This is a genomic window from Streptomyces durmitorensis (assembly GCF_023498005.1).
Lineage (GTDB): Bacteria > Actinomycetota > Actinomycetes > Streptomycetales > Streptomycetaceae > Streptomyces > Streptomyces durmitorensis.
On the sequence record NZ_CP097289.1, the window covers coordinates 1,102,287 to 1,127,717 of the forward strand.

Sequence of the window (25,431 nt, forward strand, 5' to 3'; positions counted from 1 at the left end):
TGGGAGGGCGCCGGTGTCCAGGGGATGAGTTACGCGGATGCGGTGCGGCTGCTGGGCGGGGCGCAGAGCCCCGCGCTCGCGGCCCTCGACCGGCTGACGGGCGGGGCGCTCCTGATGGCCACCGGCGGCGGGTCCGCGCTTGCGCTGAGCCTGTTCGACGCGCGGGGCTAGCTGGCGCGGCTGAGTCAGTCGCTGGTCTCCGGCCTCGCGGAACGGTCCCGCGGCCTCGGCCGGTTCGACCGCACACAGCGCCTTGCCGCGGCACACGCCGTCGTGGTCCTCGCCGCGTACTTCGACTGGACGTACGGCATAGCACCGGACAGCGAGGCACGCGGCCGGATGTCCTGGTTGAGGCACGAACACGCACCGATGCGCAGGGAGACCTTCCTGCTCTGTGACAGGGATCGCGACGTACTGCAGCACGCTCTGGAGCCGCTGTGCGATGCCGGACTGGGCAGAGCCATCGGCAACTTCACCGGCTACTGGGACGACCGATGCGTCTCCGCAGCGCATGCCCTGCTCCAGCTCTGGGCCGCCCGGGAGCAGGGACCCGACCCGGCCGAGCCCTCGTCACCGCACCGCACCGCGGTCACCGTCGCGCTGCACAGCCTGCCCGGAGCGCTGCCCGAATTCCAGGTCTACATCGAACGCTACCTGCGCACGCACCAACCACCCCGGCCAGACCGCAGGCCGCGAACTCGACCGCCACGCACGCACACTCTTCGGCGACCCGGACTGACCCCCGCCCGGCCACAAGGGCACGCCCCTCACTCCCCACCCGCATGAGCCACCCGAGACAACAACACATGCAGCCTCTCCCGCTCCTCCGCGTCAAGCGGGGCCAGCAGCTCATCAGTGACCCCCCGGGCCACCTCGTCCGACTCCCGCAGGAAGCCGCGGCCCGCCGGGGCGAGCGCGACGATCCGGCGGCGGCGGTCGTCCGGCGCCGGGCGGCGCTCGACGAAGCCGAGGCGCTCCAGGTCGTCCACCAGGCCGACGATCGCGCTGGGGTCGTAGCCGAGCTCCTGGCTCAGTTCGCGTTGCGCCGCGCCCTCCACGGTGGCCAGGTAGCGCAGCAGCGCGTAGTGACGCAGGCGGAGGCCTGATCTCTGGAGTGCCGCGTTGAAGAGCTGCCCCGAGCGCAGGCCGAGGCGGTAGAGCAGATAGCCCGCATCCGCGTGGAGGCCCCGCATCCAGGGTGCCCCCTCGTCGACGGACCCTTTCTCCACGGGCTCGGCAGTGGTCTTCCGGCTGGTCATGAGGGGCGCTCTCCCTGATCGGTGCTTGGCAGGCGTACGGCGGTCGTCGCGGCGATCGTCGCTGACAGTGTCCAGCATGCCGCATCTTCGATGTTGGAAACAATCATTGACGACAACAATGGTTTGTCTTAGCTTCCTTTCTGCGGGCCGATGCCGACCGGAGTCGTGTTCCCCCGGCCCGCCAACCCATCTCTTTTCGCTGCCTGTTGAAGGGGTTTTCCAGTGCTGGACTCATACGCCGTGGATCTGCGCGGCAAGGTCGCCGTCGTCACGGGATCGGGGCGCGGACTCGGCCTCGCCTACGCCCTTGCCCTCGCTCGCGCCGGGGCCTCGGTGGTCGTCAACGACGTCGACGCGGAGGCTGCCGACCACGCCGTCAAGACCATCGCCGAAGCGGGCGGGCGCGCCGTCGCGGAGGTCGCCGCGGTCGGCAGCACCGAGGCCGCCGAGCGCCTTGTCGCCCGTGCCGTCGAGGAGTTCGGGCGGCTCGACGTGATGGTGACCAACGCCGGGATCCTGCGCGACCGGGTCCTGTGGAAGATGTCCGACGAGGACTTCGACGCGGTCGTCACCACCCATCTGCGGGGCACCTTCACCTGCGCCCGCGCCGCCGCCGTACGCATGCGGGAGCAGGGCGAGGGCGGCAGCCTGATCCTGGTCGGCTCCCCCGCCGGGCAGCGCGGCAACTTCGGGCAGACCAACTACGCCGCCGCCAAGGCCGGGATCGCGGCCATGGTGCGCACCTGGTCGATGGAGCTGGCCAGGGCCGAGATCACCGTCAACGCGATCGTGCCGGTGGCCGCCACCGCGATGACCGAGACCATCCCCGCCTTCGCGCCTCACGTCGCGGCCATGAGGGAGGGGCAGCCGCTGCCGGACTTCCTCCGCAAGGGCGAGGGGTTCGGGTCGGCCGACGACTGCGCCGCGCTGGTCCCCTTCCTCGCCTCGGCCCTCGCCCGCGACGTGACCGGGCAGTGCGTCGGCATCGGCGGCGACCGGCTCACCCTGTGGTCGCATCCGCGGGAAGCCTCCGTGGCGTACGCGGACGGCGGCTGGACTCCTCGGACGATCGCCGCCGCGTGGCACACGTCGGTGGGCAGCGCCCCGGAGACGGTCGGTATCCCCGCACCCAAGATCCCTGGGGCGTGAGGGAGTTGGACCTCTCCGAGCTCACCGCCATCGACGTCCACACGCACGCCGAGGTCTCGTCCCAGGGGCACGCCTCGCTCGACGAGGACCTCGACGCCGCCTCCAGCGCGTACTTCAAGGTCGAGGCCCGCAAGCGCAGGCCCACCCTCCAGGAGATGGCCGCCTACTACCGCGAGCGCAAGATGGCGGCCGTCGTCTTCACCGTGGACGCCGAGTCCGCCACCGGCACCGCGCCCGTCCCGAACGAGGAGGTCGCCGAGGCCGCCGCCGCCCACCCGGATGTGCTCATCCCGTTCGCGTCCGTCGACCCGTTCCGGGGGAAGGCGGGCGTGCGGCAGGCCCGCCGGCTCGTGGAGGAGTACGGCGTGAAGGGCTTCAAGTTCCATCCCAGCATTCAGGGCTTCTTCCCCAACGACCGTTCTCTCGCCTACGCGTTGTACGAGGTCGTCGAGGAGACCGGCTGCGTCGCCCTCTTCCACACCGGGCAGACCGGCATCGGCGCGGGCGTGCCGGGAGGCGGCGGGATCCGGCTGAAGTACTCGAATCCGATGCACGTCGACGACGTCGCCGCCGACTTCCCGCATCTGAAGATCATCCTCGCGCACCCGTCCTTCCCCTGGCAGGACGAGGCCCTCGCCGTCGCCACGCACAAGCCGGGCGTGCACATCGACCTGTCGGGGTGGTCACCGAAGTACTTCCCTCCCCAACTCGTGCATTACGCCAACACCTTGCTCAAGGACAAGGTCCTCTTCGGCTCCGACTTCCCCGTCCTCACGCCCGACCGCTGGCTCGCCGACTTCGCGAAGCTGGCGATCAAGGACGAGGTCCGCCCCAAGATCCTCAAGGAGAACGCCGCCCGTCTGCTCGGGCTCAAGTAGAGGGGGCGCCATGCGCAACGAAGGACTCGGCTCCTGGCCCGTGCGCCGGGCCCGCAAGACCCCGCACCGCACCGCCCTCACCCACGAGGGCCGCACCACCACGTACGCCGCCCTGCACTCCCGCGTCCTGCGGCTCGCGCACGCCCTGCGGGCCCGGGGCGTCCGGCGCGGCGACCGGGTCGCCCACCTCGGGCCCAACCACCCCGCCTTCCTGGAGACCTTCTTCGCGACCGGCGCACTCGGCGCGGTCTTCGTGCCGCTCAACACCCGTCTGACCGCGCCCGAGCTCGCGTACCAACTGACCGACGCGGGCGCCCGCACACTGATCCACTCCCCCGCGCACACCACTGTCGTGGCGGAGCTGCGGCAGGCAGGACACGTGGATCTCTGCGTCGACGTGGGCGCGGCGTACGAGGAGTTGATCGGACGCTCCGTCGAGGATCCGCTTGACGAGGCGGTCGGCGCCGACGACGTGTGCCTTCTGATGTACACCTCCGGCACCACGGGCCGCCCCAAGGGCGCCATGCTCACCCACGCCAACCTCACCTGGAACGCCGTCAACGTCCTCGTCGACGCCGACCTCACCGCCGACACCGTCGCCCTGGTCTCCGCACCGCTCTTCCACGCCGCGGCACTCGGCATGCTCACCCTTCCCGTGCTCCTCAAGGGCGGCCACTGCGTACTGGTCGCGTCCTTCGACCCGGCCGAGGCTCTCGGGATCGTCGAACAGCACGGCGTCAGCGCGATGTTCGGGGTGCCCACGATGTACGAGCGCCTCACCCGCGAGCCGCGCTGGCGTGCGGCCGACCTGTCCTCGCTGCGGATCCTGATGTGCGGCGGGGCACCCGTTCCCGAGCCGCTGATCGAGGCGTACGCCCAGCGCGGTCTCGCCTTCCAGCAGGGGTACGGGATGACGGAGGCCGCGCCCGGCGTGCTCTATCTCGACGCCGAGCACGCAGAGCGCAAGGCGGGCTCGGCCGGGGTGCCGCACTTCTTCACCGACGTACGCGTCGTACGCCCCGATCTCGGCCCCGCGGCCACCGGAGAGACCGGCGAGATCCTGGTGCGCGGCCCTCATGTCATGGCCGGGTACTGGCAGTTGCCCGACGAGACCGCCGCTTCCTTCGCCGACGGATGGTTCCGCACCGGCGACGCGGCACGGGTGGACCCCGACGGCTTCGTCACCATCGCCGACCGCCTCAAGGACGTGATCATCTCCGGCGGCGAGAACATCTACCCCGCCGAGGTCGAGAGCGCGCTCCTCGCCCACCCCGACGTGGTGGAGTGCGCCGTCATCGGCGTGCCGGACGTGCGCTGGGGCGAAGTGCCGCGCGCCGTCGTCGTGCCCCGCGATGGCGCGGCCCCCGCCCCGGACGACGTACGCGGCTTCCTGTCCGGGCGGCTCGCCAAGTACAAGATCCCCAAGTCGGTGGTGTGCGTGCGCGAACTGCCGCGCACCGCCTCCGGGAAGCTCCACAAGCCCAGCCTGCGCCGCGACCACGGCGGAGACGCTTCAGGCACCCACTCGTGAAGGAGAAGCGCCCCAATGACCGTCACTGCCAAGGGACTTGACGACCTGCACGCCCTCGCCGGAAGCGAACTCGGCGTCACCGACTGGCTGGAGGTCGACCAAGGCCGCATCGACACCTTCGCCGACGCGACCGACGACCACCAGTGGATCCACACCGACCCCGAGAAGGCCGCACAGGGGCCCTTCGGGGCACCGATCGCGCACGGCTACCTCACCCTGTCCCTCTTCATCCCGCTCTTCACCGATCTCCTCGATGTCCAGGGCGTCACCACGAAGGTCAACTACGGCCTGGACAGGGTGCGTTTCCCCTCCCCCGTGAAGGCGGGTTCCCGGATACGTCTGCGCGCCACGCTCGCCTCCGTCGACGAGGTGCGGGGCGGAGTGCAGATCGCGGTCGACGGCACCGTCGAGATCGAGGGCGGCGACAAGCCGGCCTGTGTCCTGCGCAGCCTGTCCCGCTTCTACGCCTGAGGAGCCCGACGCCATGACGCACCCACCCGACGGAAGCACGAACTCGAAGGCAGGACCCGGGGAGAGATCCGGAGAGGGATCCGAGGAGAGGTCCGGAGAGGGATCCGGGCAACTGCGCCGCGTCGCCCTGTCCGGACTGCTCGGCACGGCGATCGAGTTCTACGACTTCCTCGTGTACGGCACCGTCGCCGCACTCGTCTTCGGCGACCTCTTCTTCCCCGACGCCGACCCGGCGGTGGGCACGGTGGCCGCCTTCGGCACGTTCGCCGCGGGCTACCTCGCCCGCCCCCTCGGCGGCATCGTCTTCGGCCACTTCGGAGACCGGCTCGGCCGCAAGTCGATGATGCTCCTGACCATGGTCCTGATGGGCGCGGGCAGCTTCCTCATCGGCCTCCTTCCCACGTACGACGCGATCGGCGTCTGGGCGCCCGTCCTTCTCGTCCTGCTCCGCGTCGTGCAGGGCATCGCGATCGGCGGTGAATGGGGCGGCGCCACGCTCATGGTCGCCGAGCACGCGGGCGACCGACCGCGCGGACTGTGGACCAGCTTCACGCAGCTCGGCGCCCCGCTGGGCACGGTCCTGTCCACCGGGGTCGTCGCCCTGGTCAGCACCCTGCCCGACGACGACTTCCGGGCCTGGGGCTGGCGAGTGCCCTTCCTGCTCTCCGTCCTGCTGCTCGGCGCGGGCCTCTACATCCGCCTCAAGGTCGCCGAGAGCCCGCTCTTCGCCTCGCTCTCGCAGCGGCGGGAGCGAGCGCGGATGCCGCTGCTCGAAGTCCTGCGCGCGCCACGCCCGGTGCTGCTCGCCTCGGCGGTCGGGATCGGCCCGTTCACCGCGCAGGCGCTGATGACGAGCTTCATGATCTCGTACGCGGTCGACGAGGGATACACGCGCCCGCAGGTGCTCACCGCGGTCACCGTCGCCTCCTGCGTGGCCCTCGTGGTGCTGCCGTGCGCGAACCTTCTCTCCGACCGCTTCGGGCGCCGCCCCCTTGTCCTGGCCGGAGCCCTGCTGTCGGCGGCCACCGCCTTCCCGGTCTTCGCGCTCGTGGACAGCCACCGGCCGGGCCTGCTGATCCTGGCCTGCGTGATCGGGCACGGGATCGCCCAGTCCGTGATGTACGGGCCGTTGGGCGCCCTGTTCAGCGAGATGTTCTCGACCCGGGTGCGCTACACCGGCGCCTCGCTCGGCTACCAGACGGCGACGCTGCTCGGCGCCGGTTTCTCTCCGCTGATCGCCAGCGGCCTGCTCACCGCCTACGACTCCAGCGACGCCGTCGCCCTGCTGCTCACGGCCGGGGGTGCGATCACGGCACTGGCCGTCTGGCGGGTGAAGGAGACCCATGCGGACGACCTCGCCGTGCAGGCCACCACGCCTCTCGCGTCCTCTGCTTCCTCCGCATCCTCTGCTTCCTCCGCATCCTCCGCGCCCTCCGTACGAGGAGACTCCGCATGACACGCACCGCCCGGCCACGCCTCAACTCCCGCGCCCAGCAGGCCGACCCGACGACCGCGGCCCGCTACACGGCGTACCGCCCCGGTCCGTACCCGCGTCAGGGGTTGTTCAGATAGGTGAGGACGGCGAGGACGCGGCGGTTGTTGCTGTCGTCGTCGGTGATGCCGAGCTTCCCGAAGAGCGAGGTGGTGTACTTGCTGATAGCGCTGTCGCTCAGGAACAGCCGCCCGGCGATGGCCTGGTTGGACAGTCCCTCGGCCATGAGGGCGAGCACGGAGTGTTCGCGTTCTGTGAGCCGGTCGAGTCGCCGGTTCGACGACCCGCTGGACAGCAGCTTCGCGATGACGGCCGGGTCCATGGCGGTCCCACCGGCGGCGACGCGTTCCAGGGCGTAGATGAACTGGTCGGCGTCGAACACGCTCTCCTTGAGGAAGTATCCGATGCCTCCGCTTCCGTCGGCCAACAGCTCGCGGGCATAGAGCTGTTCGACGTACTGGGAGAGGATCAGGACCGGGAGGCCTGGCACTTCACCGCGGGCGGCCAGAGCCGCCCGCAGGCCCTCGTCCCTCTGGCTCGGCGGCATGCGGACGTCGACGACGGCGACATCCGGGCGCCACTTCAGGAGCGCGTCGAGCGTCTCGGGTCCGGTGGCCGCCGTGGCGACCACCTCGTGTCCGCACGCCTCGATGAGGCGGACCATTCCGTCACGCAGGAGGTAGAGATCTTCGGCTACGACGATGCGCATGGCACCACTATTCTCACGCGGGTCGGGCCGCCTGCCGGGCTGGTGATCTCCAGGGTGCCGTCGAAGGCCGCGAGGCGGCGGCGCAGCCCGGCGAGTCCACCGTCGGCGCGCACGCTCGCCCCTCCCCGGCCGTCGTCCTCGACGTCCACGACGAGACCGGTGCCGTCCCGCGCGACGGAGATCCGCGCCCGGGTCGCGTGTGCGTGCTTGACCGCGTTGGTCAGCAGTTCGGCGATCCCGAAGTACGCGGCGGACTCGATCGGCGGGTCGAGGCGCAGCGACACGTCGGCGGTGACAGCTGCTTCGAGCGGGCTGTCCAGGGCGAGAGCGCGAACGGCATCGATGAGCCCTCGGTCGTTGAGCACCGGCGGGTTGATCCCCTTGACCAGTTCGCGGAGCTCGGCCAGTGACGTGGTGGCGCCCGCTCGTGCCTGCCGCATCAGGGCCCTGGCCTGGTCGGGATCGGTCTCCATCAGCTTCTCGGCCGTCGCCAAGGAGAGCCCGAGCCCGACCAGCCGTGCCTGCGCCCCGTCGTGCAGGTCGCGTTCGATCCGGCGGATCTCGGCGGCCTGGGCGACGGTCGTGTCGGCGCGCTGGGCCGTCAGTTCGTCCACCCGGGCAGCGAGGAGCATCGCGGGAGACGCGCGCAGGAAGCGGGCGGCCACCGGTTCGGCGGCCCGCCAGGCGTACGGAGCACTCGCGATCGCGGCGAGGAGGCTGAACCCTCCGACCAGGCGTGCGGAGAGCGAGGGCTGGCTGAACCCGAGGACCGCCGCCGCGACGCCGGCCGGCGGGACGGCCGCGATCACGCCCGCCGTGAGCGGTGCGATCCCCGTGAAGCGCAGGTCACGCCGGACGGCCGGGTCGCTCCACCAGATCCGCCACCGCTGGTCCATCAAGGCATCGCGGCGGGTGCGCTCGTAGGAGAAGCCGTTCCACCAGAACCCGGTGGACATCCGCACCACCGGCTCGGCCTGCCGGTATCCGTCGGGGATGGCGGTGCCTGTCCACCGCGCGACGAGGGAGCGGAACATCCGGCAGACCGGGCGGGACAGGCCGAACGTACCGACACCCGCCACCACCACCGGCGCGACCCACGACCACGGGTTGCCCGCTCCCCACCAGATCCCCCACGCCACGGCAACGGCCCACACGGCCGGAACCAACATGCTGACGATCACCACCACGCACGCCCGGACGAACCCCACGCAGGCGCTCCCCACCCACGACACGACCTGTCGCATGACTCTTCCCTCTGCTTCATGAACCCCGGCCGGTGCGGCTCGGTGCGTCCACTCTGCACGGCACGCAGCCCGATTCCCCCCTGGTCAGCCCAGAAGTGGGCCCAGCCCCACCCACCTCTGGGTCCGGGCCCACCGGAAGGACGGCGATGTCGTTGGTTCCTGGGGGCTCAGCCAGAAGATGAGTTCAGCTCTCGACGGGGTTGAGCACCACGAATTCCGCGTTCGACGGGTCGCGGCAGACGGCCAACCGGCCGACGCCCTCCGCGTCGTCGGGCCCCATCACCACGCTGCCGCCGTTCCCGGTGACCTGGGCGACCGCGGCGTCGCAGTCGGTGACCGCGAAGACCGGGTGCCAGTACGGCCGACCGTCCGTCAGCGTGAGGTCCTTCTCGCTCAGCTCCATCAGGCCGCCCTGCATGCGCTCTTCCGGAAGGCCGGCAGGGGTGACGAGGGTGTACGTGCCGGCGCCGCCCGGCAGCTCCATGTTGCTGAACTGCCAGCCGAGGACGCCGCCGTAGAACTCCTTCGCGGCAGCCACGTCGGTCGTGAACAGCTCGGCCCAGGACAGCGAGCCCGGGTCGTCCGCCAGCTCGAAGCCCGAGTTCGTGCCCGGCTGCCAGACGGCGAACTGGCCCCCCAGCGGGTCGGTGTACTGCGCCATCCGTCCCCAGTCGTCGAGGTCCCTGGGCGCCACCCGCACCGTGCCGCCCGCACGCTCGACGGCCTGAGTCGTGGCGTCCGCGTCGGTGACCGTGTAATAGATCATCCAGGCCGGGCGCGCGCCCTCCTCGGTGAGTTTGCCGAGCCCGGCAACGGTCTTGCCGTCCTTCTGGAACATGCCTCCTTCCCCGTCCGCCTCGCCCATGGACTCGTAATCCCAGCCGAGCACCGCGCCGTAGAAGGCAGCGGTGGCCGGGACGTCGGGGGTGCCGAGATCGAGCCAGCAGGGGGATCCGGGAGTGTTGTCAGTGGTGATCACGACGATTCCCTTCGCAGGTCCTTGTGACACCAGCCTGGCACTCGGCACTGACAGTCGCGCGTCGGCCGCGTGGCGGATCGCGAAGCGCCCCACGCCGCACGGCCCTGAAGGGCGACAGAGGGCCGGTCGGTCACACGTACGGCCCGTCGACGTGCGGATTCATGCGTCCGGACCGTGGCGTCATTCCTGACGCCACGGTCCGGACCTGCCTTGCCGTGTCTGTCGCCTACTTGGGCGGCATGAGGACGCTGTCGATGATGTAGACCGTCGCGTTGGATGTCTGGACGTTGCCGCAGACGACGTTCGCCATGTCATTGACCTTGAAGGACTCGTCCGATCCCTTGGTGGTGAGCTCGCTGCCCTCGAGGGTCTTGAACGAACCCATCTCCAGCTGGCTCGGCGCGGCCTTCTCGCCGACCACGTGGTACGTGAGGATCTTGGTGAGCTGATCCTTGTCGGCGAGGACCTTGTCCAGGTCAGCCTTCGGGATCTTCTCGAAGGCGTCGTTGGACGGCGCGAAGACGGTGATGTTCTTCGCGTTGTTGAGCGTGTCGACCAGGCCCGCCTTCTGGACCGCGGTCACGAGCGTCGACAGCTCCGGGTTGTTGGACGCGGCCGTGGCGACCGGGTCCTTGGCCATGCCGTCCAGGCTGCCCGCCCCTTCTTTGGGAACCGACGAACACGCCGGCCCAAACGGCTTGCTGTCGTCGGCGTGGGCCGCTGGGGCGAGGAGCCCAAGGGACACGGGCAGGGCGATGGCCGCGGCAGAGACAGCGGCAGTGCGGATCATGCTTCGGGTGGTCATGATCAGTCCCTCCTCGGGACGAGATGAGCTCTCGAAGAGCTCTTGTACGAGTGCCGATGAAGGCCGGCGGACGACTCACCCCCGAAGGGAGTCAGAGAAACCAGCCCATTTCGATCACACCGTTAATTCGAAGCGGAACCAGAGCCGGATTGGCGTCTCCGACAGAAAATTCCATTTAAAGCTCACATATTGACCGCGAGCCATCCCATGAGCACTGAGGGTTCCCTGGTCGTAGGGGGCAGCGTGTCAGGCCCTGTCAGGCGCTGCCAGGCCCTGTCAGGCGCTGCCAGGCGCTGCCAGGCGCTGTCAGGCAGGGAAGCTGATCAGACCCACGGGCGGGAGAGTCGGCGTCTTGGAGCCCCCTGCGGGTTCGACGGTGACGGCCATGCCGGTGGCCTGGCCGATCGTGCCGTCCATGAGGGTCATCTGATCACTCCGGCCGCTGTCGAGGAGCCCGGCGGGGCGCATGGCGCCATGCTCGTCGAACCAGAGTTCGTAGACCTTGCCCTGCGGTGGTGTGTCCAGGCCTGACGCGGTGAAGACGGCACGGTTCTGGCTCGCCGATGTCACCACGACCCCGCGGGCACCTCCGGGCAGGGACGCGGCGTGGGTTCGCGCGTCGACGGCGGTGAGGACAGCCGCCACCTGATCGGCGCTGTCCTGGGCGCGGCCTGCCTGCTCGCGTGCCTGTCGGGCTTCCTGGTGCTGCCAGGTCGCCACGCCGCCCAAGGCGGCCGCGGCCAGGCAGGCGGCCAGCATGAACCTGCGTGGACGGGCACTTCGTGGCGATGTCGCAACGCGTCTCCGCACGGTGCGAGGTGGCACCTGGCGGACGCCTGCGATCTCCTCAAGGACGATTCGCTTGAGGGCCTGGCGTGGCGTGGCACTGACGGCGAGGGCCAGCCGACCAGCCGTGGCGCCGAACTCCGCCACGTCCTGTCGACACTCCGCGCAGAGGGCGAGATGCTCCTCGAAAGTGACACGCTCATCGGGTTCGAGGGCGTGGAGTGCGTACGCTCCGGCCAGAGTGTGGGGGTCGGTCACGCTCATGTCGCCCTACCTCCTTGAGTGCGTCCGCACCGTGCGCGGTTCCGGGACCGCGCCAGTGAGGCAGGGTTGGCTCTGTCGTCGTGGGACACCACGTGCCCGCCGTCGCCGGCACGGCCCAGCTGATCCACGACGTACTCACCGCTGAACGGGGCACTGCTCAGTGAGCGCAGGCACCGAATTCCGCGTGCCGGGCCCGGACGGCATACGCGTCGTCGTCCCGTTTCTCCTGGCGAGGAGGCGGAGCGAAGTGCCGCTGAAGGATCTCCCTGCGGGCCTGAGCCATCAGTTCGTCGAACTCTTCGTCAGTCATTTCACCGTCACCTCGCTTTCTGTGTGGAATCCGGCTGGGTGTAATCCGGAGCAGCGTCGTCTATGAGTAATCCGGAGCAGTCGGGACCACCGGATTGGTCCCAAGATGTGGATCGCCGTACGAGGCTGCCTCGATCCCCGGAGCTGAGTTCCACCCTGGCCGCGTTCCGGGCTGGTCTGACATCTCGTCCCGTCCGCAGGTAGGCGTTGACGCGCTCGTGCCTGGTGCCTGGTGCCTGGACGTCACAACCGGTCAGGGCTTACGGGCCACCGCCCCGTACATGGCGATGGCCCGGTCGTCGATGCTGTCCTGCTCAGGGCCCGGCCGCCACTTGTGCACCTGGGTGACGCCGGGGTCGACCAGGTCCATGCCGTCGAAGAGGGAGGTGGCGGTCGGCAGGTCGCGCAGCGCCATGGGCATGCCCTGCCGGGTGTACTCCTCGGCCACCCGGCCGACTTCCTCGGGCGCGAAGTCGGCGGTGCCGATGGTCATTGCCAGGAAGCTGCCGGACGGCAGTGGTTCGAGCAGTCGCTGCACCAGACGCCGGTCGTCCGGCGGCAAGATGAAGTGCAGTATTCCGATGACCATCAAGCCGACCGGCTCGTTCACGTCGATCAGCGCACGGAATTCGGGACTGTCCAGGATGGCGTCCGGGTCGTGCATGTCAGCGTCGATGTAGGCGGTCGCCCCCTCGGGCGAGCCCTGCAGGAGGGCGCGGGCGTGAGCCAGGACGATGGGGTCGTTGTCGACGTAGACCACACGGGACTCCGGTGCCACCTCCTGCACCACCTCGTGCAGGTTGGGGGCCGTGGGCAGGCCGGTGCCTATGTCGAGGAACTGCCGGACACCGTGCTCCTGGGCGAGGGAGCGCCCGGCACGGTGCATGAACCGCCGGTTCTCCAGCATGTGCACGGGCAGCGCCGGCCAGTGCTGACACATGGCGTCGCCCGCCTCGGCGTCGACAAGGTAGTGGTCCTTGCCTCCCAGGATGTAGTCGTACACCCGCGCCGAATGCGCGGTCGAGGTGTCGATCCGGTCGCCTGCGCTGTGCATGGGCCCGCTCCGCCTTTCGCCACTGCCAGTGGTCTTCAAACGCTACAGCTGGCCGAACCGCGGCTCGGCACGCACCAACAAGCCCATCACGAGGGGAAGAAGCGGGGGGCGGCGCGGTCTGCGTCCGGAGCGGTCCGGTGCGCGTCCCGTCCCGATCCCCCGCAGTTTGGTACCTTTCACTGGACACGTAAATCGATCGGATGTTCGTTTACTGGGATCTCCGAGACGTCCGTTGTCGGCAGTTGACGCTCACGTCCTCCGACGTGCCGCGTGCCACACAATCGGACCGGGTGAAAGCTCATGGCAGGAACCGACCACGAGAAGGCGCTGGACACCGCGCTCGCACAGATCGAGCGGAAATTCGGCAGGGGTGCGGTCATGCGCCTCGGCGAGCGGCCCCATGAGCCCATCGAGGTGATCCCCACCGGATCGACCGCGCTGGACGTGGCGCTCGGCGTGGGCGGTCTGCCCCGGGGCCGTGTGGTGGAGGTGTACGGGCCGGAGTCCTCCGGCAAGACGACGCTTACGTTGCACGCGGTGGCGAACGCGCAGAAGGCCGGCGGCTCGGTGGCGTTCATCGACGCCGAGCACGCTCTGGACCCGGAGTACGCCAAGAAGCTCGGCGTCGACACCGACAACCTCATCCTGTCCCAGCCGGACAACGGTGAACAGGCGCTGGAGATCGCCGACATCCTGATCCGCTCCGGCGCGATCGACCTGATCGTCATCGACTCCGTCGCGGCGCTGGTGCCACGCGCCGAGATCGAGGGCGAGATGGGCGACTCCCACATGGGTCTGCAGGCCCGCCTGATGAGCCAGGCCCTCCGGAAGATCACCAGCGCGCTCAGCCAGACGAGGACGACGGTCATCTTCATCAACCAGCTGCGCGAGAAGATCGGCGTGATGTTCGGCTCCCCGGAGACCACGACCGGTGGCCGCGCGCTGAAGTTCTACGCCTCGGTGCGGCTCGACATCCGCCGGATCGAGACGCTGAAGGACGGCACGGACGCGGTGGGCAACCGCACCCGCGTCAAGGTCGTCAAGAACAAGGTCGCGCCGCCCTTCAAGCAGGCCGAGTTCGACATCCTGTACGGCCAGGGCATCAGCCGCGAGGGCGGCCTGATCGACATGGGCGTGGAGAACGGCTTCGTCCGCAAGGCGGGCGCCTGGTACACGTACGAGGGCGACCAGCTCGGCCAAGGCAAGGAGAACGCCCGCAACTTCCTGAAGGACAACCCCGATCTCGCCGACGAGATCGAGAAGAAGATCAAGGAGAAGCTCGGAATCGGGGTACCGGCGAAGGCCGCGGTCACCGAGGACACGGGCGCCGCCCCGGTCCCTGATGCCGCACGGACCTCGGCGGGAAACGCCGCCTGACAGGCAAGGTCGAGCCCCCGGCCGGGGGCTCGACGACCGCGTCAGGATCCGGTCGCGACACGCGACTGCCGCGGGCGGCCTATGCGCGTCCGAGGCGCACAGCGGCACACCCGAGGTCTACCCGCATCCGCCGCCCCCAGGACCGCCCGGGACCACCCGGGACGCAGCCCTCACGAAGACAACCGCACCCCTCAGCGCACCCGCCCCCGCGGCTTCAGCGGCACAGGCGGGAGGTCCGGCGCGGGGATCCGGTCACCGTCATAGCCCTTCACCGGTCATGTCGGCTCCGGGGCCAAACGGCGCCGCCGGCTTCTCGCCAGATCCGCCCGCCGGGCCCTCCCGGGATCGACCTCCTACTTCAACGGCAGCGTCGCGCACGGCGACGCCAACACCCCTCTGACCGATGTCGATCTGGGCGTGGTCCTGACCGCGGAGGACGCCGAGCCATACGGACTGGGCAAGAAGAGTGCCCTGTCCCTCTTGGGGGAGCCGACGAAATGCGGCTCGCGAGGTGGCGTAATGCGTGAGCGGGTGAGCGGGCCGGGCGACCGAAGCGGTTCTGAGCGCGCGTGCGAGATGGCCGCAGAATGTGGCACCGGCAGCGGGCCGTGGATCTGGCCAAGCCGCTCGCCTCTGCCACCTTGGTCGTCCCGTGGCCGACTAGAAGGGCCGTCCATGCAGCCCCGCCTCTCGTCGAGGCGGGGCTGCCCCTGTGACACAAGTGCGCCCGTGCGGAATGAAATCCGCAGGGGCCGCCGATCGCTGAACTCCCCAAGGCTGGCCCCCGACCCTCAGCCCTCAGCCCCTGCCGAAGTGCACCGCGGGGAAGGCGCCCGCCGCCCTGAGGGTTTTGGCGAAGCCGCCGGCCAGTTCGGTGAGGCGTGCGGTGGCGGCCGGGCCGAGGTGGTCGTACGGGGCGGCGTCGAGGCGGTCGGTGAGCACCTCGGTCTCGCCGCGCAGGGCCGTGCCCGCCTGCGTGAGGTCGCCTGCCCCGTCCAGCAGGCCGCGCTCGCGCAACTGGTCCCGGGCGGTGTCCCACTGCTGCGCGGACCACCCGCGGGTCCGCATGAACAACGCCGACGTCGGTGCCGTGCCGGTGGCGTTGTGCAGGACCAGCGCCTCGATGCCGGACAGACCTGCGATCGCCAGGGCGGCGAGGTGACCGTCACCCCGGTGTTCGCGCAGCAGTGTCGCGGCGTGCCACAGGGCCAGGTGCGGTTCTTCGGGTACGGGGAGGTCGGCGTTGGCGGCGTACAGCGGCCGTGCCTCCCGGCGGCAGGCTTCGGTGGCATGCAGCGCCAGTTCGGCCGCCTCGGTCATTTCCGTGGACGTGAGGACCTCCTTTCCGAGCAGTCGCTGCAGCGTCCGGTCCGCGCCGCGCAGCCGCGCCGTGAGCACCGTCTGCGGTGTGGTGAGGGTCCATGCGGCGGGGATGTACCGCTGCACGTGCTCGTGGTTGAAGTTGTAGAACGTCGCTGTGACGGTGCCCGCGTCGACGGCTCCCAGGGGTGCCGCGCGGCTCGCGAGGTAGATCATGGATCCGCGCTCAAGGCCGAGTGCCGCGAGTTCGTCCTGCGGCTCCGGCGCGAAGTACACGGATGAGTGCAGAGGGCTGACGGCGTTGTGGCAGTGGCGGCCCGTGCTCGCCTCGAAGGTGGTCATGCTGTGGCTCCGGTTTCGGTGATCAGGTGCGGTCGCGGCCAGGCAGGCAGGCAGGGCGCATCAGGCTTCGTTCGTGGGTTCGTGGTGGGGGCAGTCGGTCAGTCCGGCCGCGGTCTGGGTGAGGTGCTGGGTCAGGACCTCGGCCGCGGTGTCGGCGTCGCGGGCCAGGGCCGCCTCCTCCAGTCGGCGATGCTCCAGGGCGCCGTCCCGGCCGGGGTTGCGGTGCGCCGACCAGCGGCGGGCCAGCTCGCTCGCGGTCCACATCCGGTCGAAGGTCTCCAGCAGGACGAGGTTGCCGCACCCCTCCAGCAGGGTGCGGTGGAAGAGGCGGTGGGCTTCGGCCCAGGTACTGCTGTAGTGCTCGCCCTCCTCCGGTACGTATGCCGGGGTGCGGGTCAGACGGTGGTGGGAGGCTCGTACGCGGGCTTCCCAGTCCACATCGCCGCGTTCGATGGACAGGCGCAGCATGACCGGTTCGACCGTCCGACGGGCCTCCGCGATCTCCTGCCAGCGGCGGTCGGAGTAGGCCGGGACGGCGAAGCCGCGGTTGGGCAGCCGGTCGGCGAGGCCCTCGCCGACCACCCGCACGAGCGCCTCACGCACGACTGCCAGGCTCACGCCCTGCTCTTTCGCAAGGTCCTGGGGTTTGAGGGGCTCACCGGGGGCGTGGTCTCCGCGCATGATCGCGTCCCGCAGGTGTGTGTAGACCTGCTCGGAGAGCATCTGCTTCCCCGCCGAGGGTGAGGTGTGAGTCGTCTGGGTCATGCCTACACAATAGACGATCAAATCAATAATCGATTATCAGTGTTATGGTCGATCTCGGTGGTGAACGGAAGCGTGACACGTCGCCTCCTGGCGCCGCCACGGCGGGACCTCCTCCGTCGGCCGCATCACCAACACCCCGCAACACACCTGAGAGGCACGACACCATGAGCGCCAACGACCCCTTTGCCCGTCTCCCCGAGGCGGCCTCTTTCACCGTTGTCAGCAACACCGTCACCGACGGCAGCCCCTGGTCGATCGAGCAGTACTCCGGCCTCTCCGGCATTCCCGGCGGGAAGGACATCTCTCCGCAGCTTTCCTGGAGCGGAGCCCCGGACGGCACCAGGAGCTACGCCGTCACGGTCTACGACCCCGACGCCCCCACCGGGTCCGGGTTCTGGCACTGGGCGGTCGCCGACATCCCTGCCGCCGTCACCGAGTTGCCCGAAGGCGCTGGCGACGACACCGGCTCGGGCCTGCCCGGGGGCGCGTTCCAGCTGCCCAACGACGCCCGCGCGGCCCGTTTCATCGGCGCCGCCCCGCCGGCCGGACACGGCCCGCACCGCTACTTCACCGTGGTCCATGCCCTCGACGTCGACACCATCGGCGTCCCCGCCGACGCCACCCCGGCTGCCCTCGGCTTCACCATGGCCGGCCACATCCTCGGCCGCGCGGTCCTGACAGCCACCGCTGAGACTCCCGCCTGAAGAACAGTCATAAGGCCCGCGCCGAGCGCAACCGGGCCCTCCACCTGGTCCGGTGACAGATGATGGGCGCTCAGGGGCTTCAAGATCATCCCGTTGCCCCTTTGGCGCATACCTCGGGCACACCTCATCTCTGTGCGTGTTCCAGCGGGGCCCCCAGAGCCGAGGTATTCGCAAACAAGAGCTGGGCAACAGAGCGCCGACCTGACCACACGAAACCTGCAAGCGTCAGGTCATCAGGCAGCGCGTGGGGTGCCTGACCGGGAGCGCCCGGCCTTGCGGGTTGTCAGGCTGCAGCTCGATCCCTGTGCCAAGACCGTTCATGGCCCTCGCCAGAGTCATGCCGGGACGAAGCTCGGCCACCAGGGTGGGACGTTGGCCGGGCACAGCGGGGCGGGGTAGGAGTCCGGCATGCCGAGCCATGTGACGAGGAACCAGGCCAACCACAGGGTGACGACGAGCCCTGCAGCCAGGGCTGTCCTGCGATGACGTTTCCCGAGGGTGCCGTACAGGATCACCCACGGAACTGCAGCGGCGATCCATATGAGAGGCGCAAGAAGTAGCAAAGTCATGCTGTTGGCTGCTGCGCCGCTACCGATGCCACAAGCAACCCAGGCCCTCCCGATGGCAGCAGTGGTCACCACCGCGGTCAGCCCACCGAAGGCGACCCCAAAGCCAGTTCCTCTGAACCACCGGCTCGGAGGACTCGACGGCTCGGCTCCCACGATCACCTCCCCCGCCTCGCCGTAGATGCGGAGGGTACCAACGTCTGAAGCAGCCCGCCGGGGCCCTCGCCTGCCCTGACACCAGTCAGCCGTTCTTGGGCTTCCGAAGCCGCCGCCAGCAGATGAGGCTGCGGGCGAGGGAGACGAAGGCGTCGTGGAGTTCGGTGCGGCGTTCCCAGCGGACGGCCAGGCGCTTGAAGCGGTGGAGCAGAGCGAAGGTCTGCTCGACAACGTAGCGGAGCTTGCCCAAGCCCTTGATGTTCGGTGATCCCTTGCGGGAGATGACGGGCAGGATCCGCCGGCGACGGAGCCCGTCGCGGTGGGCGTTGGAGTCGTATCCCTTGCCGCCAAGCAGAGCTTCAGGTCTGCGGCGGGGCCGGCCTGGGCGGCCTGCGACGGCTCGATCAACGCCCACAACTCATCGTCCACGATCCACGGTCGAGTGCCCACGCCATCACGAACGGCCGAATCGTCACATCGGTCACGCCCGACCAGGGCATCTCAACAAGATCGCGTTACGAGCTCTTAAATGATCTTACCTGCACCAGGGGTCAGCATTCAGGTCGGCGGTTCATCGCTGGCAGGGACAGCTAGGTGCGTCCAACCTGCAAGCCGCTCGAGCCGGACAGGCATCTGACCAGCTCAGCGCACCCGCCCCCGCGGCTTCAGCGGCACCGGCGGCAAGTCCGGCGCGGGGATCCGGTCACCGTCATAGCCCTTCACCTCTCCGAAGCGGGCGCTTTCCATCCAGTCCGCGCGCGCCCGTGCGATCTCCTCGTTCGAGCGCCCGATGAAGTTCCACCACATGATCAGTTCCTCGTCGAACGGCTCGCCGCCAAGGAGCATCAGGCCCGCGTCCGACTCCGCGTGCAGCGGCAGTTCGGTACGGCCGCAGCCCAGGTACAGCATCGAGCCGGGCAGGACGGGGACGCCGTCCACCTTCGTCTCGCCGGACATGCACAGGACGGCGTACTCGAAGTCGGGGTTCAGCGGGAGGCGTACGTCCGCGTCGCGGGTGAGGGTGAGGTCCGCGCCGACGATCGGGGTGTACGTGGTGCCCGGTGACGTGGTGCCGTCGACCGTGCCCAGGATGAGGGTCGCCGTCAGACCGGGGGCGGTGACCAGGGGCAGCTCCGCGTGGTGCTCGAAGCGCGGGTCGGTGTTGCGGTGGACGTCGGGCAGCGCCACCCACAGCTGGGCGCCGTGCAGGAGGCGGGCGTGCGACCTGGGGCTCTCCTCGGAGTGCGAGATCGCCCGGCCCGAGGTCATCAGGCCCAGCTCGCGGGGGCGGATCGTCTGGAGGCTGCCCGTGGAGTCGCGGTGCAGGACCTCGCCGTCGTGCAGCCAGCTGACCGTCTGCAGGCCCATGTGCGGGTGGGGGCCGACCTGCATTCCGGGCTCGTCGGCGATGTCGTCGGGGCCGTAGTGGTCCACGAAGCACCAGGCGCCGACCATGCGGCGCCCCAGGTTGGGCAGCAGGCGGCGGACCTCCGTGGACTCGCCGAGCTTGACCTTGCGGGGGCTGAGGAGTTCCCGGACCGGTTCGGCGACGACGAACCCGCGCCCGCCGCACAGGGCCGGGACCGCCTCGCGATCAAGATTGCTCATGCCGCACAACCTAGACCCGCGGGGCACCGGACGTCAGGCACGCGCTCCGGTCATTCCGGAGGAACCGCCGCCGTCCCAGTGGAATTGCCACGGAATAACTTAGTGGAATATTCAATCACCACCGCTCGTTGGACGGCTCGAAGGAGGCAACAGTGGACATGACGTACTACGACCACGGAACCGCGGCGGAGCGCTGGGAGCGCGCGCGGCAGTTCTTCGACGCCAAGGAGTACGCCACGGCGGCGCGCATCCTCGGCACCCTGGCCGACGAGGTACCGGAGCAGGTCGCCCCGCGTCTGCTGCTCGCCCGCGCCTACTACCACTCGGCGCAACTGCGGCGCGCGGAGACGGAGTTGCGTACGGTCATCGCGCTCGACCCCGTCGAGCAGTACGCCCGGCTGCTCCTCGGGCGCACCCTGGAGCGGCAGGGCCGGGACACGGACGCGGCGCCGCACCTGCGGATGGCCGCGGCCCTCTCGGGGGACTTCCCGGAGGCCTGATCCCGGAGTCCGGGGTCCGGGTTCTCGTCGATCCCGCGATGGACGAGAACCCGGCCGCCGCGGCCCGTCACGCCCACACCGTCTCCGCCAGCGCGACACCCACGAAGACCGCGCCCAGCGCCGCCACCACACTGGCCACGACATTGACCGCCGCGTAGAAACGGGCGCCGCCCTCGGTCAGCCGCAGCGTCTCGTACGAGAAGGTCGAGTACGTCGTCAGAGCGCCGCACAGGCCGGTGCCGAGGAACAGTTGGGTGTGGGAGGAGGCTGCGCCCGCGACGGTCGCGCCGGTGAGCACGCCGAGGATCAGGCTGCCCGCCACGTTGACCGCGAAGGTCCCCCACGGGAAGACCGTGTCATGCCTGGCCTGCACGGCACGGTCGGTGAGGAACCGCAGCGGGGCGCCGATCGTCGCGCCCGCCACCACGCAGAGCCAGTTGGCCAGTTGACTCATGGCCGCCTCCACTGGCTCATGGCCGCCTCCACGCCACGGCGCGCCGCGTCGCCCACGACGCGCTCCACACCGCCGCGAGGGCCGCGAGCACCGTCAGAAGGAGATAGGCAAGGGCCGTGCGCGCGTGGCCACCTTCCGCCAGGCGCTCGATGTCCACCGCGTAGGTGGAGAAGGTGGTGAAGCCGCCCAGGACGCCGGTGCCGAGGAAGGGCCGCAGCAGGCGGTGCGGCTCCTTGAGGGTGCGTCGCGCCTCGGTGAGGAGCACCATCAGGACGCCCATCAGCGCGCAGCCGACGACATTCACCAGAAGCGTCGTCGCGGGGAAGGTGCCGGGGGCGGTGGGCCAGATCAGGGACGCGCCGTAGCGGGCCGACGCGCCGATCGCGCCGCCGACGGCCACGACCGCCACCACGGGCCACACACCGCGCTCCCTCACCTGTGCCGAACTCCCTCGACCCTGCGGAATCAAGAGGTCACTGCGGAATCAAGAGGTCACTTTCGAAGATCAGGCTAGCCGCCCGCCGGCGTGTCCCGCAGACCGAGGCGCAGGTGCTCGACGTGGAAGAGCGCCTGATCGAGGAGTTCGGCGACGTGGTGGTCGTAGAGGGCGTAGATGACGGAACGGCCGTGCCGTTCGCCGGTGATCAGGCCGAGGTTGCGCAGCAGGCGCAGCTGGTGGGAGCAGGCCGACTGCTCCATGCCGACCGCCTCGGCCAGGTCGCCCGCCGCACAGGGGCCTTCCTGCAGTCGGGCGAGGATCAGCAGTCTTGAGGGCGTCGCCAGGGCCTGGAGGGTGGCGGCGACGTCGGCGGCCCCCACGCTGTCCAGGCGTTCACGCGTGGTGGCGGTGCTCTTGTCGTCGACTCCGTGGCCCATGGGCGTCATCCTATCGATGACACATGAAAAGCTGTTCATTCATTCCTGTACGGTGTGGGCGTTGCCGTTCCCCAGCCCGTGAAGGGTTCCTTCGCCATGCCCACTGCCCTCCTCCCCCACTCCGACCAGGGGGTCTCCGACGATCGTGCGGCGGCTCCGCGCCGCCGCACCCGTGTCCTCGCGCTCGCGGAGGCCCGCTGGGCGGCGGCGGCCACGGCCGCGTTCCTGATCGCGCTGCCGCTCCAGCTGGCGGGGGCCGCCGCGTGGACGTGGGGTGCGCTGTACGCCGTCGCGTACGTCGCCGGGGGCTGGGAACCCGCGCTCGCCGGGCTGCGTGCGCTGCGCGAGAAGACCCTGGACGTGGACCTGCTGATGATCGTCGCGGCTCTTGGCGCGGCCTCGATCGGGCAGGTGATGGACGGGGCGCTGCTCGTCGTCATCTTCGCCACGTCCGGCGCCCTCGAGGCCCTTGCCACCGCCCGCACCGCCGACTCGGTGCGCAGCCTGCTCGACCTCGCGCCCACCACCGCCACGCGGCTGGCCGACGGGGGTGACGAAGAGCCGGTCGACACGGCCGAGTTGAGGGTCGGCGACATCATCCTCGTACGCCCTGGTGAGCGGGTCGGTGCGGACGGCGAGGTGCTCGACGGCGCCAGCGATGTCGATCAGGCGACGATCACCGGGGAGCCGCTTCCGGTCGCCAAGGAGGCCGGGGACGAGGTGTTCGCGGGGACGCTGAACGGGGCGGGCGCCCTGCGGGTGCGGGTCGGGCGTGATGCGTCGGACTCGGTGATCGCGCGGATCGTGGCGATGGTCGAGGAGGCGTCGGAGACCAAGGCGCCCACGCAGCTGTTCATCGAGAAGGTCGAGCAGCGGTACTCGCTCGGCATGGTCGTCGCCACGCTCGCCGTGTTCGCGGTACCGCTGGCGCTCGGCGACGATCTGACCGGGGCCTTGCTCCGGGCGATGACGTTCATGATCGTGGCCTCGCCGTGCGCGGTGGTCCTCGCCACGATGCCGCCGCTGCTCTCGGCGATCGCGAACGCGGGACGGCACGGCGTCCTGGTCAAGTCCGCGGTCGTGATGGAGCGTCTGGGGCAGGTCGACGCGGTCGCCTTCGACAAGACAGGCACCCTGACCGAGGGCACTCCCCGGGTGACCGCTGTCCACACCATCCCCGGCGGCGACCTGACCGACGACGCCCTCCTCGCCCTCGCGGCAGCCGCCGAGCACCGCAGCGAACACCCCCTGGCCCGCGCCGTCGTGGGCGCGGCGCGCGCTCGCGGCCTCGACCTTCCGGCGGTGACGGACTTCGCGTCGGCGCCGGGTGTCGGGGTGCGTGCCACCGTCGACGGCGCGACCGTCGAGGTCGGGTCTCCCGCGCGGTTGCTCGGCACGCAGCCGGGTGCCGACGCCCAGGACACGGCGAGGGCCGAAGCGGCCACGTACGCAAGGGAGTTGAGCGAGGGCGGCCAGACCGCCGTGCTGGTCCTGCGCGACGGAGCCCCCGTGGGCGTCCTCGGCATCGCCGACCGCCTCCGCCCGGACGCCGCGGCGACCGTCACCGCCCTGGAGTCCCTGACCGGCACGGCTCCGATGCTGCTCACCGGCGACAACGCGCAGGCCGCCGCCCGGCTCGCGGCGGAGGTCGGCATCGCTGACGTACGGGCCGGGCTGCTGCCGCAGGACAAGGTCGCGGCGGTACGCGAGGCGGAGGGTGCGGGACGCAAGGTCCTGGTCGTCGGAGACGGCGTCAACGACGCGCCCGCCCTCGCCGCGGCCCACACCGGCATCGCGATGGGCCGGGCCGGCTCCGACCTCGCCCTGGAGACCGCCGACGCCGTCATCGTGCGGGACGAACTCGCCACCGTGCCGAGGGTGATCGCCCTGTCCCGGCGCGCCCGCGGGCTCGTGGTGCAGAACCTGGTGATCGCCGGGGCGTTCATCGCCGTCCTGGTCACCTGGGACCTCGCCGGCAGCCTGCCGCTCCCCCTGGGCGTGCTCGGCCACGAGGGCTCCACCGTGATCGTGGGGCTCAACGGGCTGCGGCTGCTGCGGGATTCGGCGTGGCGGGACGCGGGCGCCTGAGAAGGGCGTGGGCGGCTGAGCCGATGACCCCCTCTCGCGGAGGCCTCAGCGCGAGAGGCGGTCGAGCCACTCGCCCATGAGCGCCGCCTCGGCATCGGTCAGCGCCGACGGCGGCGCCTGCGCCAGCATCGCGCTCAACCGGGCCGCGGTGGCGGGCAGTTGCACCTCGTCGCGGCCGGCGGTCCCGGCCTCCTGTGCAAAGGACTCGGCACGGCTCTCGGTGACGTCCGGGGTGAAGACCGCGGCGTGCACCGCGTCCCGTACGCGCCGGGACATGCCGCGGTCGGCGAACGTCGCAGGGCGGGCGACGAGCATGAGCGCCACGCCCACGTTGGCCGACATCACCATCTGGGCGGCCAGTTCGGGGGCCAGGCGCAACTTGCCCTGGGCCGCGGCCCGTTCCAGGTCCCGGGTGAGGATCTGGTGGGACTCCAGGGCCGCGGCGGGCGGTGTCCGCATGGCGGGCGAGTTCATGAGCCGGTACAGGTTCGGGTTCCGCAGCGCGAAGTCCACGTGACTGTCCCAGCCGTCGCACAGGTCGTCGACAGGGTCGGCGGTGGCCTCGCGCTGCCGCTTCGTCGCCAGATACTTGTCGAAGCCGTGGTCGACGACGGCCGAGAGCAGCCCTTGCTTGTCCCCGAAGTGCCGGTACAGCGCCGGGGCACCCACCTGCGCGGCCTCGCACACGGCCCGCGTGGAGACGTCGCCGTCCTCCGACTCCGCGACCAGGTTCGCCGCCACTTCCAGGATGCGTTCTCGCGTACTCACCCGAGGGACGCTAGCAGGGCCGCCGTAGCGCTGATACGCGGCCGCGCCGGTGATGACGGTGGTCTTGCCCATGATGAACTCCTCGGTAGTTCAAGGGGATTGACTGGCTGCGATACGTATCCCCACCCGGATCGCCGGATCCCCGGATCAGACGATGCCGCCGTTGGCGCGCAGAACCTGGCCGTTGACCCAGCGGGCGGGTCCGGCGAGGAAGGAGACGACCTCGCTGATGTCCTGCGGGGTGCCGAGCCGCTCCAGGGGTGCCTGGGCGGCCATCCTCGCGATGGTCTCCTCGTCCTTGCCGTCCAGGAAAAGGGCGGTGGCGGTCGGCCCGGGGGCGACGGCGTTGACGGTGATGTCGCGCCCCCGCAGCTCCCTGGCCAGGACCAGGGTCATGGCCTCGACGGCGCCCTTGGTGGCGGCGTACGCGCTGTAGCCGGGGATGGCGAGCCCCACGACGGAGCTGGAGAAGTTGATGATCGCGCCGCCGGAGCGCAGCCGGCGAGCGGCCTGCTGGTCGACGACGAAGGTGCCGCGGATGTTGGTGCGGTGCATCCGGTCGAGGGCGTCCAGGTCGGTCTCGACCAGCGGGGCGAGCGTCATGACGCCCGCAGCGTGGACGACCACGTCGACGCCGCCGAAGGCCTCCTCGGCCGCGTCGAAGAGGCCGGACACCGCTTCCTCGTCGGCGACGTCGGCACGGTGGGCGACGGCCGCTCCCCCGGCGGCGGTGATCGCGGCCACCGCCCCTTCGGCCTCGGTCTTGTTGCCCGCGTAGTTGACGACGACGGCGAACCCGTCGGCAGCCAGGCGCTCGGCGCTCTCGCGGCCGATGCCGCGGGAGCCTCCGGTGACGACGGCGACTCGACGGGGCGCGGTCGGCTGCTGCTCGCTCATGGCGTTGCTCCCTGTTTCCGAGGGGCGGGTGGCGGCTTCCGTCACCCGATGAGAGCAACGCTAACACCAGATTGTTAGCG

General features: G+C 70.3%; 25 protein-coding genes and 2 pseudogenes. 10 read left to right on the top strand and 17 right to left on the bottom strand.

Annotation, left to right across the window (positions count from 1 at the left end):
• Positions 1-24 precede the first annotated feature (24 nt).
• Positions 25-786: pseudogene (locus tag M4V62_RS05245) on the top strand (NACHT N-terminal helical domain 7-containing protein).
• Here the strand turns inward: M4V62_RS05245 and M4V62_RS05250 are convergent.
• Complete coding sequence (locus M4V62_RS05250) at positions 768-1,259, bottom strand: MarR family winged helix-turn-helix transcriptional regulator (protein ID WP_249586044.1); 492 nt, start codon at positions 1,257-1,259, stop codon at positions 768-770. The pseudogene M4V62_RS05245 and the gene M4V62_RS05250 overlap by 19 nt on opposite strands.
• 225 nt (positions 1,260-1,484) lie before the next feature.
• Between M4V62_RS05250 and M4V62_RS05255 the strand changes: the two genes are divergently transcribed.
• Genes M4V62_RS05255 through M4V62_RS05275 form a run of 5 tightly spaced genes read left to right on the top strand, consistent with a single transcriptional unit; the run spans position 1,485 to position 6,744 of the window.
• Positions 1,485-2,408 carry an SDR family NAD(P)-dependent oxidoreductase gene (locus M4V62_RS05255; protein WP_283779147.1) on the top strand — a complete coding sequence of 308 codons (924 nt, stop codon included), beginning with the start codon at positions 1,485-1,487 and terminating at the stop codon, positions 2,406-2,408.
• A 5-nt stretch (positions 2,409-2,413) separates the two neighbouring features.
• The gene (locus M4V62_RS05260) at positions 2,414-3,286 is read left to right on the top strand and encodes an amidohydrolase family protein (RefSeq protein ID WP_249592696.1); all 873 of its coding nucleotides are present in this window, start codon (positions 2,414-2,416) and stop codon (positions 3,284-3,286) included.
• A gap of 10 nt (positions 3,287-3,296) precedes the next feature.
• Entirely contained in the window at positions 3,297-4,817 is a 1,521-nt protein-coding gene (locus M4V62_RS05265) for an acyl-CoA synthetase (RefSeq protein ID WP_249586045.1), read from the top strand.
• Between the two features lie 15 nt (positions 4,818-4,832).
• Complete coding sequence (locus M4V62_RS05270) at positions 4,833-5,288, top strand: MaoC family dehydratase (protein WP_249586046.1); 456 nt, start codon at positions 4,833-4,835, stop codon at positions 5,286-5,288.
• A gap of 13 nt (positions 5,289-5,301) precedes the next feature.
• A complete protein-coding gene (locus tag M4V62_RS05275; RefSeq protein ID WP_249586047.1) occupies positions 5,302-6,744 on the top strand; it encodes an MFS transporter in 1,443 nt (480 codons plus the stop codon).
• A gap of 97 nt (positions 6,745-6,841) precedes the next feature.
• Here M4V62_RS05275 and M4V62_RS05280 read toward each other — a convergent pair whose 3' ends face one another.
• From M4V62_RS05280 to M4V62_RS05310, 7 genes are all read right to left on the bottom strand, one after another.
• Positions 6,842-7,489 carry a response regulator transcription factor gene (locus M4V62_RS05280; protein ID WP_249586048.1) on the bottom strand — a complete coding sequence of 216 codons (648 nt, stop codon included), beginning with the start codon at positions 7,487-7,489 and terminating at the stop codon, positions 6,842-6,844.
• Positions 7,474-8,733, bottom strand: a complete 1,260-nt coding sequence (locus tag M4V62_RS05285) for a sensor histidine kinase (protein ID WP_249586049.1) — start codon at positions 8,731-8,733, stop codon at positions 7,474-7,476. Before M4V62_RS05285 ends, M4V62_RS05280 begins: the two co-directional genes overlap by 16 nt.
• A 184-nt stretch (positions 8,734-8,917) precedes the next feature.
• On the bottom strand, positions 8,918-9,712 hold the full coding sequence (locus M4V62_RS05290) for a VOC family protein (RefSeq protein ID WP_249586050.1): 795 nt from the start codon (positions 9,710-9,712) through the stop codon (positions 8,918-8,920).
• A 226-nt stretch (positions 9,713-9,938) separates the two neighbouring features.
• Complete coding sequence (locus tag M4V62_RS05295; RefSeq protein ID WP_249586051.1) at positions 9,939-10,517, bottom strand: fasciclin domain-containing protein; 579 nt, start codon at positions 10,515-10,517, stop codon at positions 9,939-9,941.
• Positions 10,518-10,823: 306 nt separating this feature from the next.
• A complete protein-coding gene (locus M4V62_RS05300; RefSeq protein WP_249586052.1) occupies positions 10,824-11,567 on the bottom strand; it encodes an anti-sigma factor in 744 nt (247 codons plus the stop codon).
• A 157-nt stretch (positions 11,568-11,724) separates the two neighbouring features.
• Positions 11,725-11,877 carry a hypothetical protein gene (locus M4V62_RS05305; RefSeq protein WP_249586053.1) on the bottom strand — a complete coding sequence of 51 codons (153 nt, stop codon included), beginning with the start codon at positions 11,875-11,877 and terminating at the stop codon, positions 11,725-11,727.
• A 252-nt stretch (positions 11,878-12,129) separates the two neighbouring features.
• Positions 12,130-12,930: an SAM-dependent methyltransferase gene (locus M4V62_RS05310; RefSeq protein ID WP_249586054.1), complete on the bottom strand. Its 801-nt coding sequence runs from the start codon at positions 12,928-12,930 to the stop codon at positions 12,130-12,132.
• Positions 12,931-13,230: 300 nt separating this feature from the next.
• On the opposite strand from M4V62_RS05310, the gene recA reads away from it, so the two are divergent.
• Entirely contained in the window at positions 13,231-14,307 is a 1,077-nt protein-coding gene (gene recA, locus M4V62_RS05315) for a recombinase RecA (RefSeq protein ID WP_249586055.1), read from the top strand.
• Positions 14,308-15,105: 798 nt separating this feature from the next.
• Here recA and M4V62_RS05320 read toward each other — a convergent pair.
• Both M4V62_RS05320 and M4V62_RS05325 read right to left on the bottom strand, forming a co-directional pair.
• Positions 15,106-15,969, bottom strand: a complete 864-nt coding sequence (locus tag M4V62_RS05320) for an SCO6745 family protein (RefSeq protein WP_249586056.1) — start codon at positions 15,967-15,969, stop codon at positions 15,106-15,108.
• Positions 15,970-16,029: 60 nt separating this feature from the next.
• A complete protein-coding gene (locus M4V62_RS05325) occupies positions 16,030-16,734 on the bottom strand; it encodes a GntR family transcriptional regulator (RefSeq protein ID WP_249586057.1) in 705 nt (234 codons plus the stop codon).
• 164 nt (positions 16,735-16,898) lie between these two features.
• Between M4V62_RS05325 and M4V62_RS05330 the strand changes: the two genes are divergently transcribed.
• Positions 16,899-17,438, top strand: coding sequence for a YbhB/YbcL family Raf kinase inhibitor-like protein (locus M4V62_RS05330; protein WP_249586058.1), 540 nt, complete (start codon positions 16,899-16,901; stop codon positions 17,436-17,438).
• An 807-nt stretch (positions 17,439-18,245) separates the two neighbouring features.
• Here M4V62_RS05330 and M4V62_RS43840 read toward each other — a convergent pair.
• Both M4V62_RS43840 and M4V62_RS05340 read right to left on the bottom strand, forming a co-directional pair.
• Positions 18,246-18,592, bottom strand: a pseudogene (locus tag M4V62_RS43840) (hypothetical protein).
• A 210-nt stretch (positions 18,593-18,802) separates the two neighbouring features.
• Positions 18,803-19,768 (bottom strand): pirin family protein, encoded by a 966-nt coding sequence (locus M4V62_RS05340; RefSeq protein ID WP_249586060.1) that lies wholly within the window; start codon positions 19,766-19,768, stop codon positions 18,803-18,805.
• Between the two features lie 152 nt (positions 19,769-19,920).
• On the opposite strand from M4V62_RS05340, the gene M4V62_RS05345 reads away from it, so the two are divergent.
• Complete coding sequence (locus tag M4V62_RS05345) at positions 19,921-20,268, top strand: tetratricopeptide repeat protein (protein WP_249586061.1); 348 nt, start codon at positions 19,921-19,923, stop codon at positions 20,266-20,268.
• A 67-nt stretch (positions 20,269-20,335) separates the two neighbouring features.
• On the opposite strand, the gene crcB (M4V62_RS05350) is transcribed toward M4V62_RS05345, so the two are convergent.
• From crcB (M4V62_RS05350) to M4V62_RS05360, 3 genes are all read right to left on the bottom strand, one after another.
• The gene (gene crcB / locus M4V62_RS05350; protein ID WP_249586062.1) at positions 20,336-20,722 is read right to left on the bottom strand and encodes a fluoride efflux transporter CrcB; all 387 of its coding nucleotides are present in this window, start codon (positions 20,720-20,722) and stop codon (positions 20,336-20,338) included.
• A gap of 16 nt (positions 20,723-20,738) precedes the next feature.
• Positions 20,739-21,158, bottom strand: coding sequence for a fluoride efflux transporter CrcB (gene crcB / locus M4V62_RS05355; RefSeq protein WP_249586063.1), 420 nt, complete (start codon positions 21,156-21,158; stop codon positions 20,739-20,741).
• A 74-nt stretch (positions 21,159-21,232) separates the two neighbouring features.
• Complete coding sequence (locus tag M4V62_RS05360; RefSeq protein ID WP_249586064.1) at positions 21,233-21,598, bottom strand: ArsR/SmtB family transcription factor; 366 nt, start codon at positions 21,596-21,598, stop codon at positions 21,233-21,235.
• A gap of 96 nt (positions 21,599-21,694) precedes the next feature.
• On the opposite strand from M4V62_RS05360, the gene M4V62_RS05365 reads away from it, so the two are divergent.
• Entirely contained in the window at positions 21,695-23,686 is a 1,992-nt protein-coding gene (locus M4V62_RS05365) for a heavy metal translocating P-type ATPase (RefSeq protein ID WP_249586065.1), read from the top strand.
• Positions 23,687-23,731: 45 nt separating this feature from the next.
• On the opposite strand, the gene M4V62_RS05370 is transcribed toward M4V62_RS05365, so the two are convergent.
• Together M4V62_RS05370 and M4V62_RS05375 are read right to left on the bottom strand one after the other, a co-directional pair.
• Positions 23,732-24,454 carry a TetR/AcrR family transcriptional regulator gene (locus tag M4V62_RS05370; RefSeq protein WP_249592697.1) on the bottom strand — a complete coding sequence of 241 codons (723 nt, stop codon included), beginning with the start codon at positions 24,452-24,454 and terminating at the stop codon, positions 23,732-23,734.
• Between the two features lie 147 nt (positions 24,455-24,601).
• Positions 24,602-25,351, bottom strand: a complete 750-nt coding sequence (locus tag M4V62_RS05375; RefSeq protein WP_249586066.1) for an SDR family oxidoreductase — start codon at positions 25,349-25,351, stop codon at positions 24,602-24,604.
• Between the last annotated feature and the right edge of the window lie 80 nt (positions 25,352-25,431).

Bases quoted from the DNA above. Each gene is read 5' to 3' on its own strand.
- M4V62_RS05360 (WP_249586064.1), bottom strand. From the start codon at position 21,598: ATGGGCCACGGAGTCGACGACAAGAGCACCGCCACCACGCGTGAACGC.
- M4V62_RS05365 (WP_249586065.1), top strand. From the start codon at position 21,695: ATGCCCACTGCCCTCCTCCCCCACTCCGACCAGGGGGTCTCCGACGAT.
- M4V62_RS05320 (WP_249586056.1), bottom strand. From the start codon at position 15,969: ATGACCACCTTCGAGGCGAGCACGGGCCGCCACTGCCACAACGCCGTC.
- M4V62_RS05300 (WP_249586052.1), bottom strand. From the start codon at position 11,567: ATGAGCGTGACCGACCCCCACACTCTGGCCGGAGCGTACGCACTCCAC.
- M4V62_RS05295 (WP_249586051.1), bottom strand. From the start codon at position 10,517: ATGACCACCCGAAGCATGATCCGCACTGCCGCTGTCTCTGCCGCGGCC.
- M4V62_RS05270 (WP_249586046.1), top strand. From the start codon at position 4,833: ATGACCGTCACTGCCAAGGGACTTGACGACCTGCACGCCCTCGCCGGA.
- M4V62_RS05310 (WP_249586054.1), bottom strand. From the start codon at position 12,930: ATGCACAGCGCAGGCGACCGGATCGACACCTCGACCGCGCATTCGGCG.
- M4V62_RS05305 (WP_249586053.1), bottom strand. From the start codon at position 11,877: ATGACTGACGAAGAGTTCGACGAACTGATGGCTCAGGCCCGCAGGGAG.
- M4V62_RS05275 (WP_249586047.1), top strand. From the start codon at position 5,302: ATGACGCACCCACCCGACGGAAGCACGAACTCGAAGGCAGGACCCGGG.
- M4V62_RS05340 (WP_249586060.1), bottom strand. From the start codon at position 19,768: ATGAGCAATCTTGATCGCGAGGCGGTCCCGGCCCTGTGCGGCGGGCGC.
- M4V62_RS05250 (WP_249586044.1), bottom strand. From the start codon at position 1,259: ATGACCAGCCGGAAGACCACTGCCGAGCCCGTGGAGAAAGGGTCCGTC.
- recA (WP_249586055.1), top strand. From the start codon at position 13,231: ATGGCAGGAACCGACCACGAGAAGGCGCTGGACACCGCGCTCGCACAG.
- M4V62_RS05280 (WP_249586048.1), bottom strand. From the start codon at position 7,489: ATGCGCATCGTCGTAGCCGAAGATCTCTACCTCCTGCGTGACGGAATG.
- M4V62_RS05375 (WP_249586066.1), bottom strand. From the start codon at position 25,351: ATGAGCGAGCAGCAGCCGACCGCGCCCCGTCGAGTCGCCGTCGTCACC.
- M4V62_RS05325 (WP_249586057.1), bottom strand. From the start codon at position 16,734: ATGACCCAGACGACTCACACCTCACCCTCGGCGGGGAAGCAGATGCTC.
- M4V62_RS05265 (WP_249586045.1), top strand. From the start codon at position 3,297: ATGCGCAACGAAGGACTCGGCTCCTGGCCCGTGCGCCGGGCCCGCAAG.
- M4V62_RS05330 (WP_249586058.1), top strand. From the start codon at position 16,899: ATGAGCGCCAACGACCCCTTTGCCCGTCTCCCCGAGGCGGCCTCTTTC.
- crcB (WP_249586062.1), bottom strand. From the start codon at position 20,722: ATGAGTCAACTGGCCAACTGGCTCTGCGTGGTGGCGGGCGCGACGATC.
- M4V62_RS05285 (WP_249586049.1), bottom strand. From the start codon at position 8,733: ATGCGACAGGTCGTGTCGTGGGTGGGGAGCGCCTGCGTGGGGTTCGTC.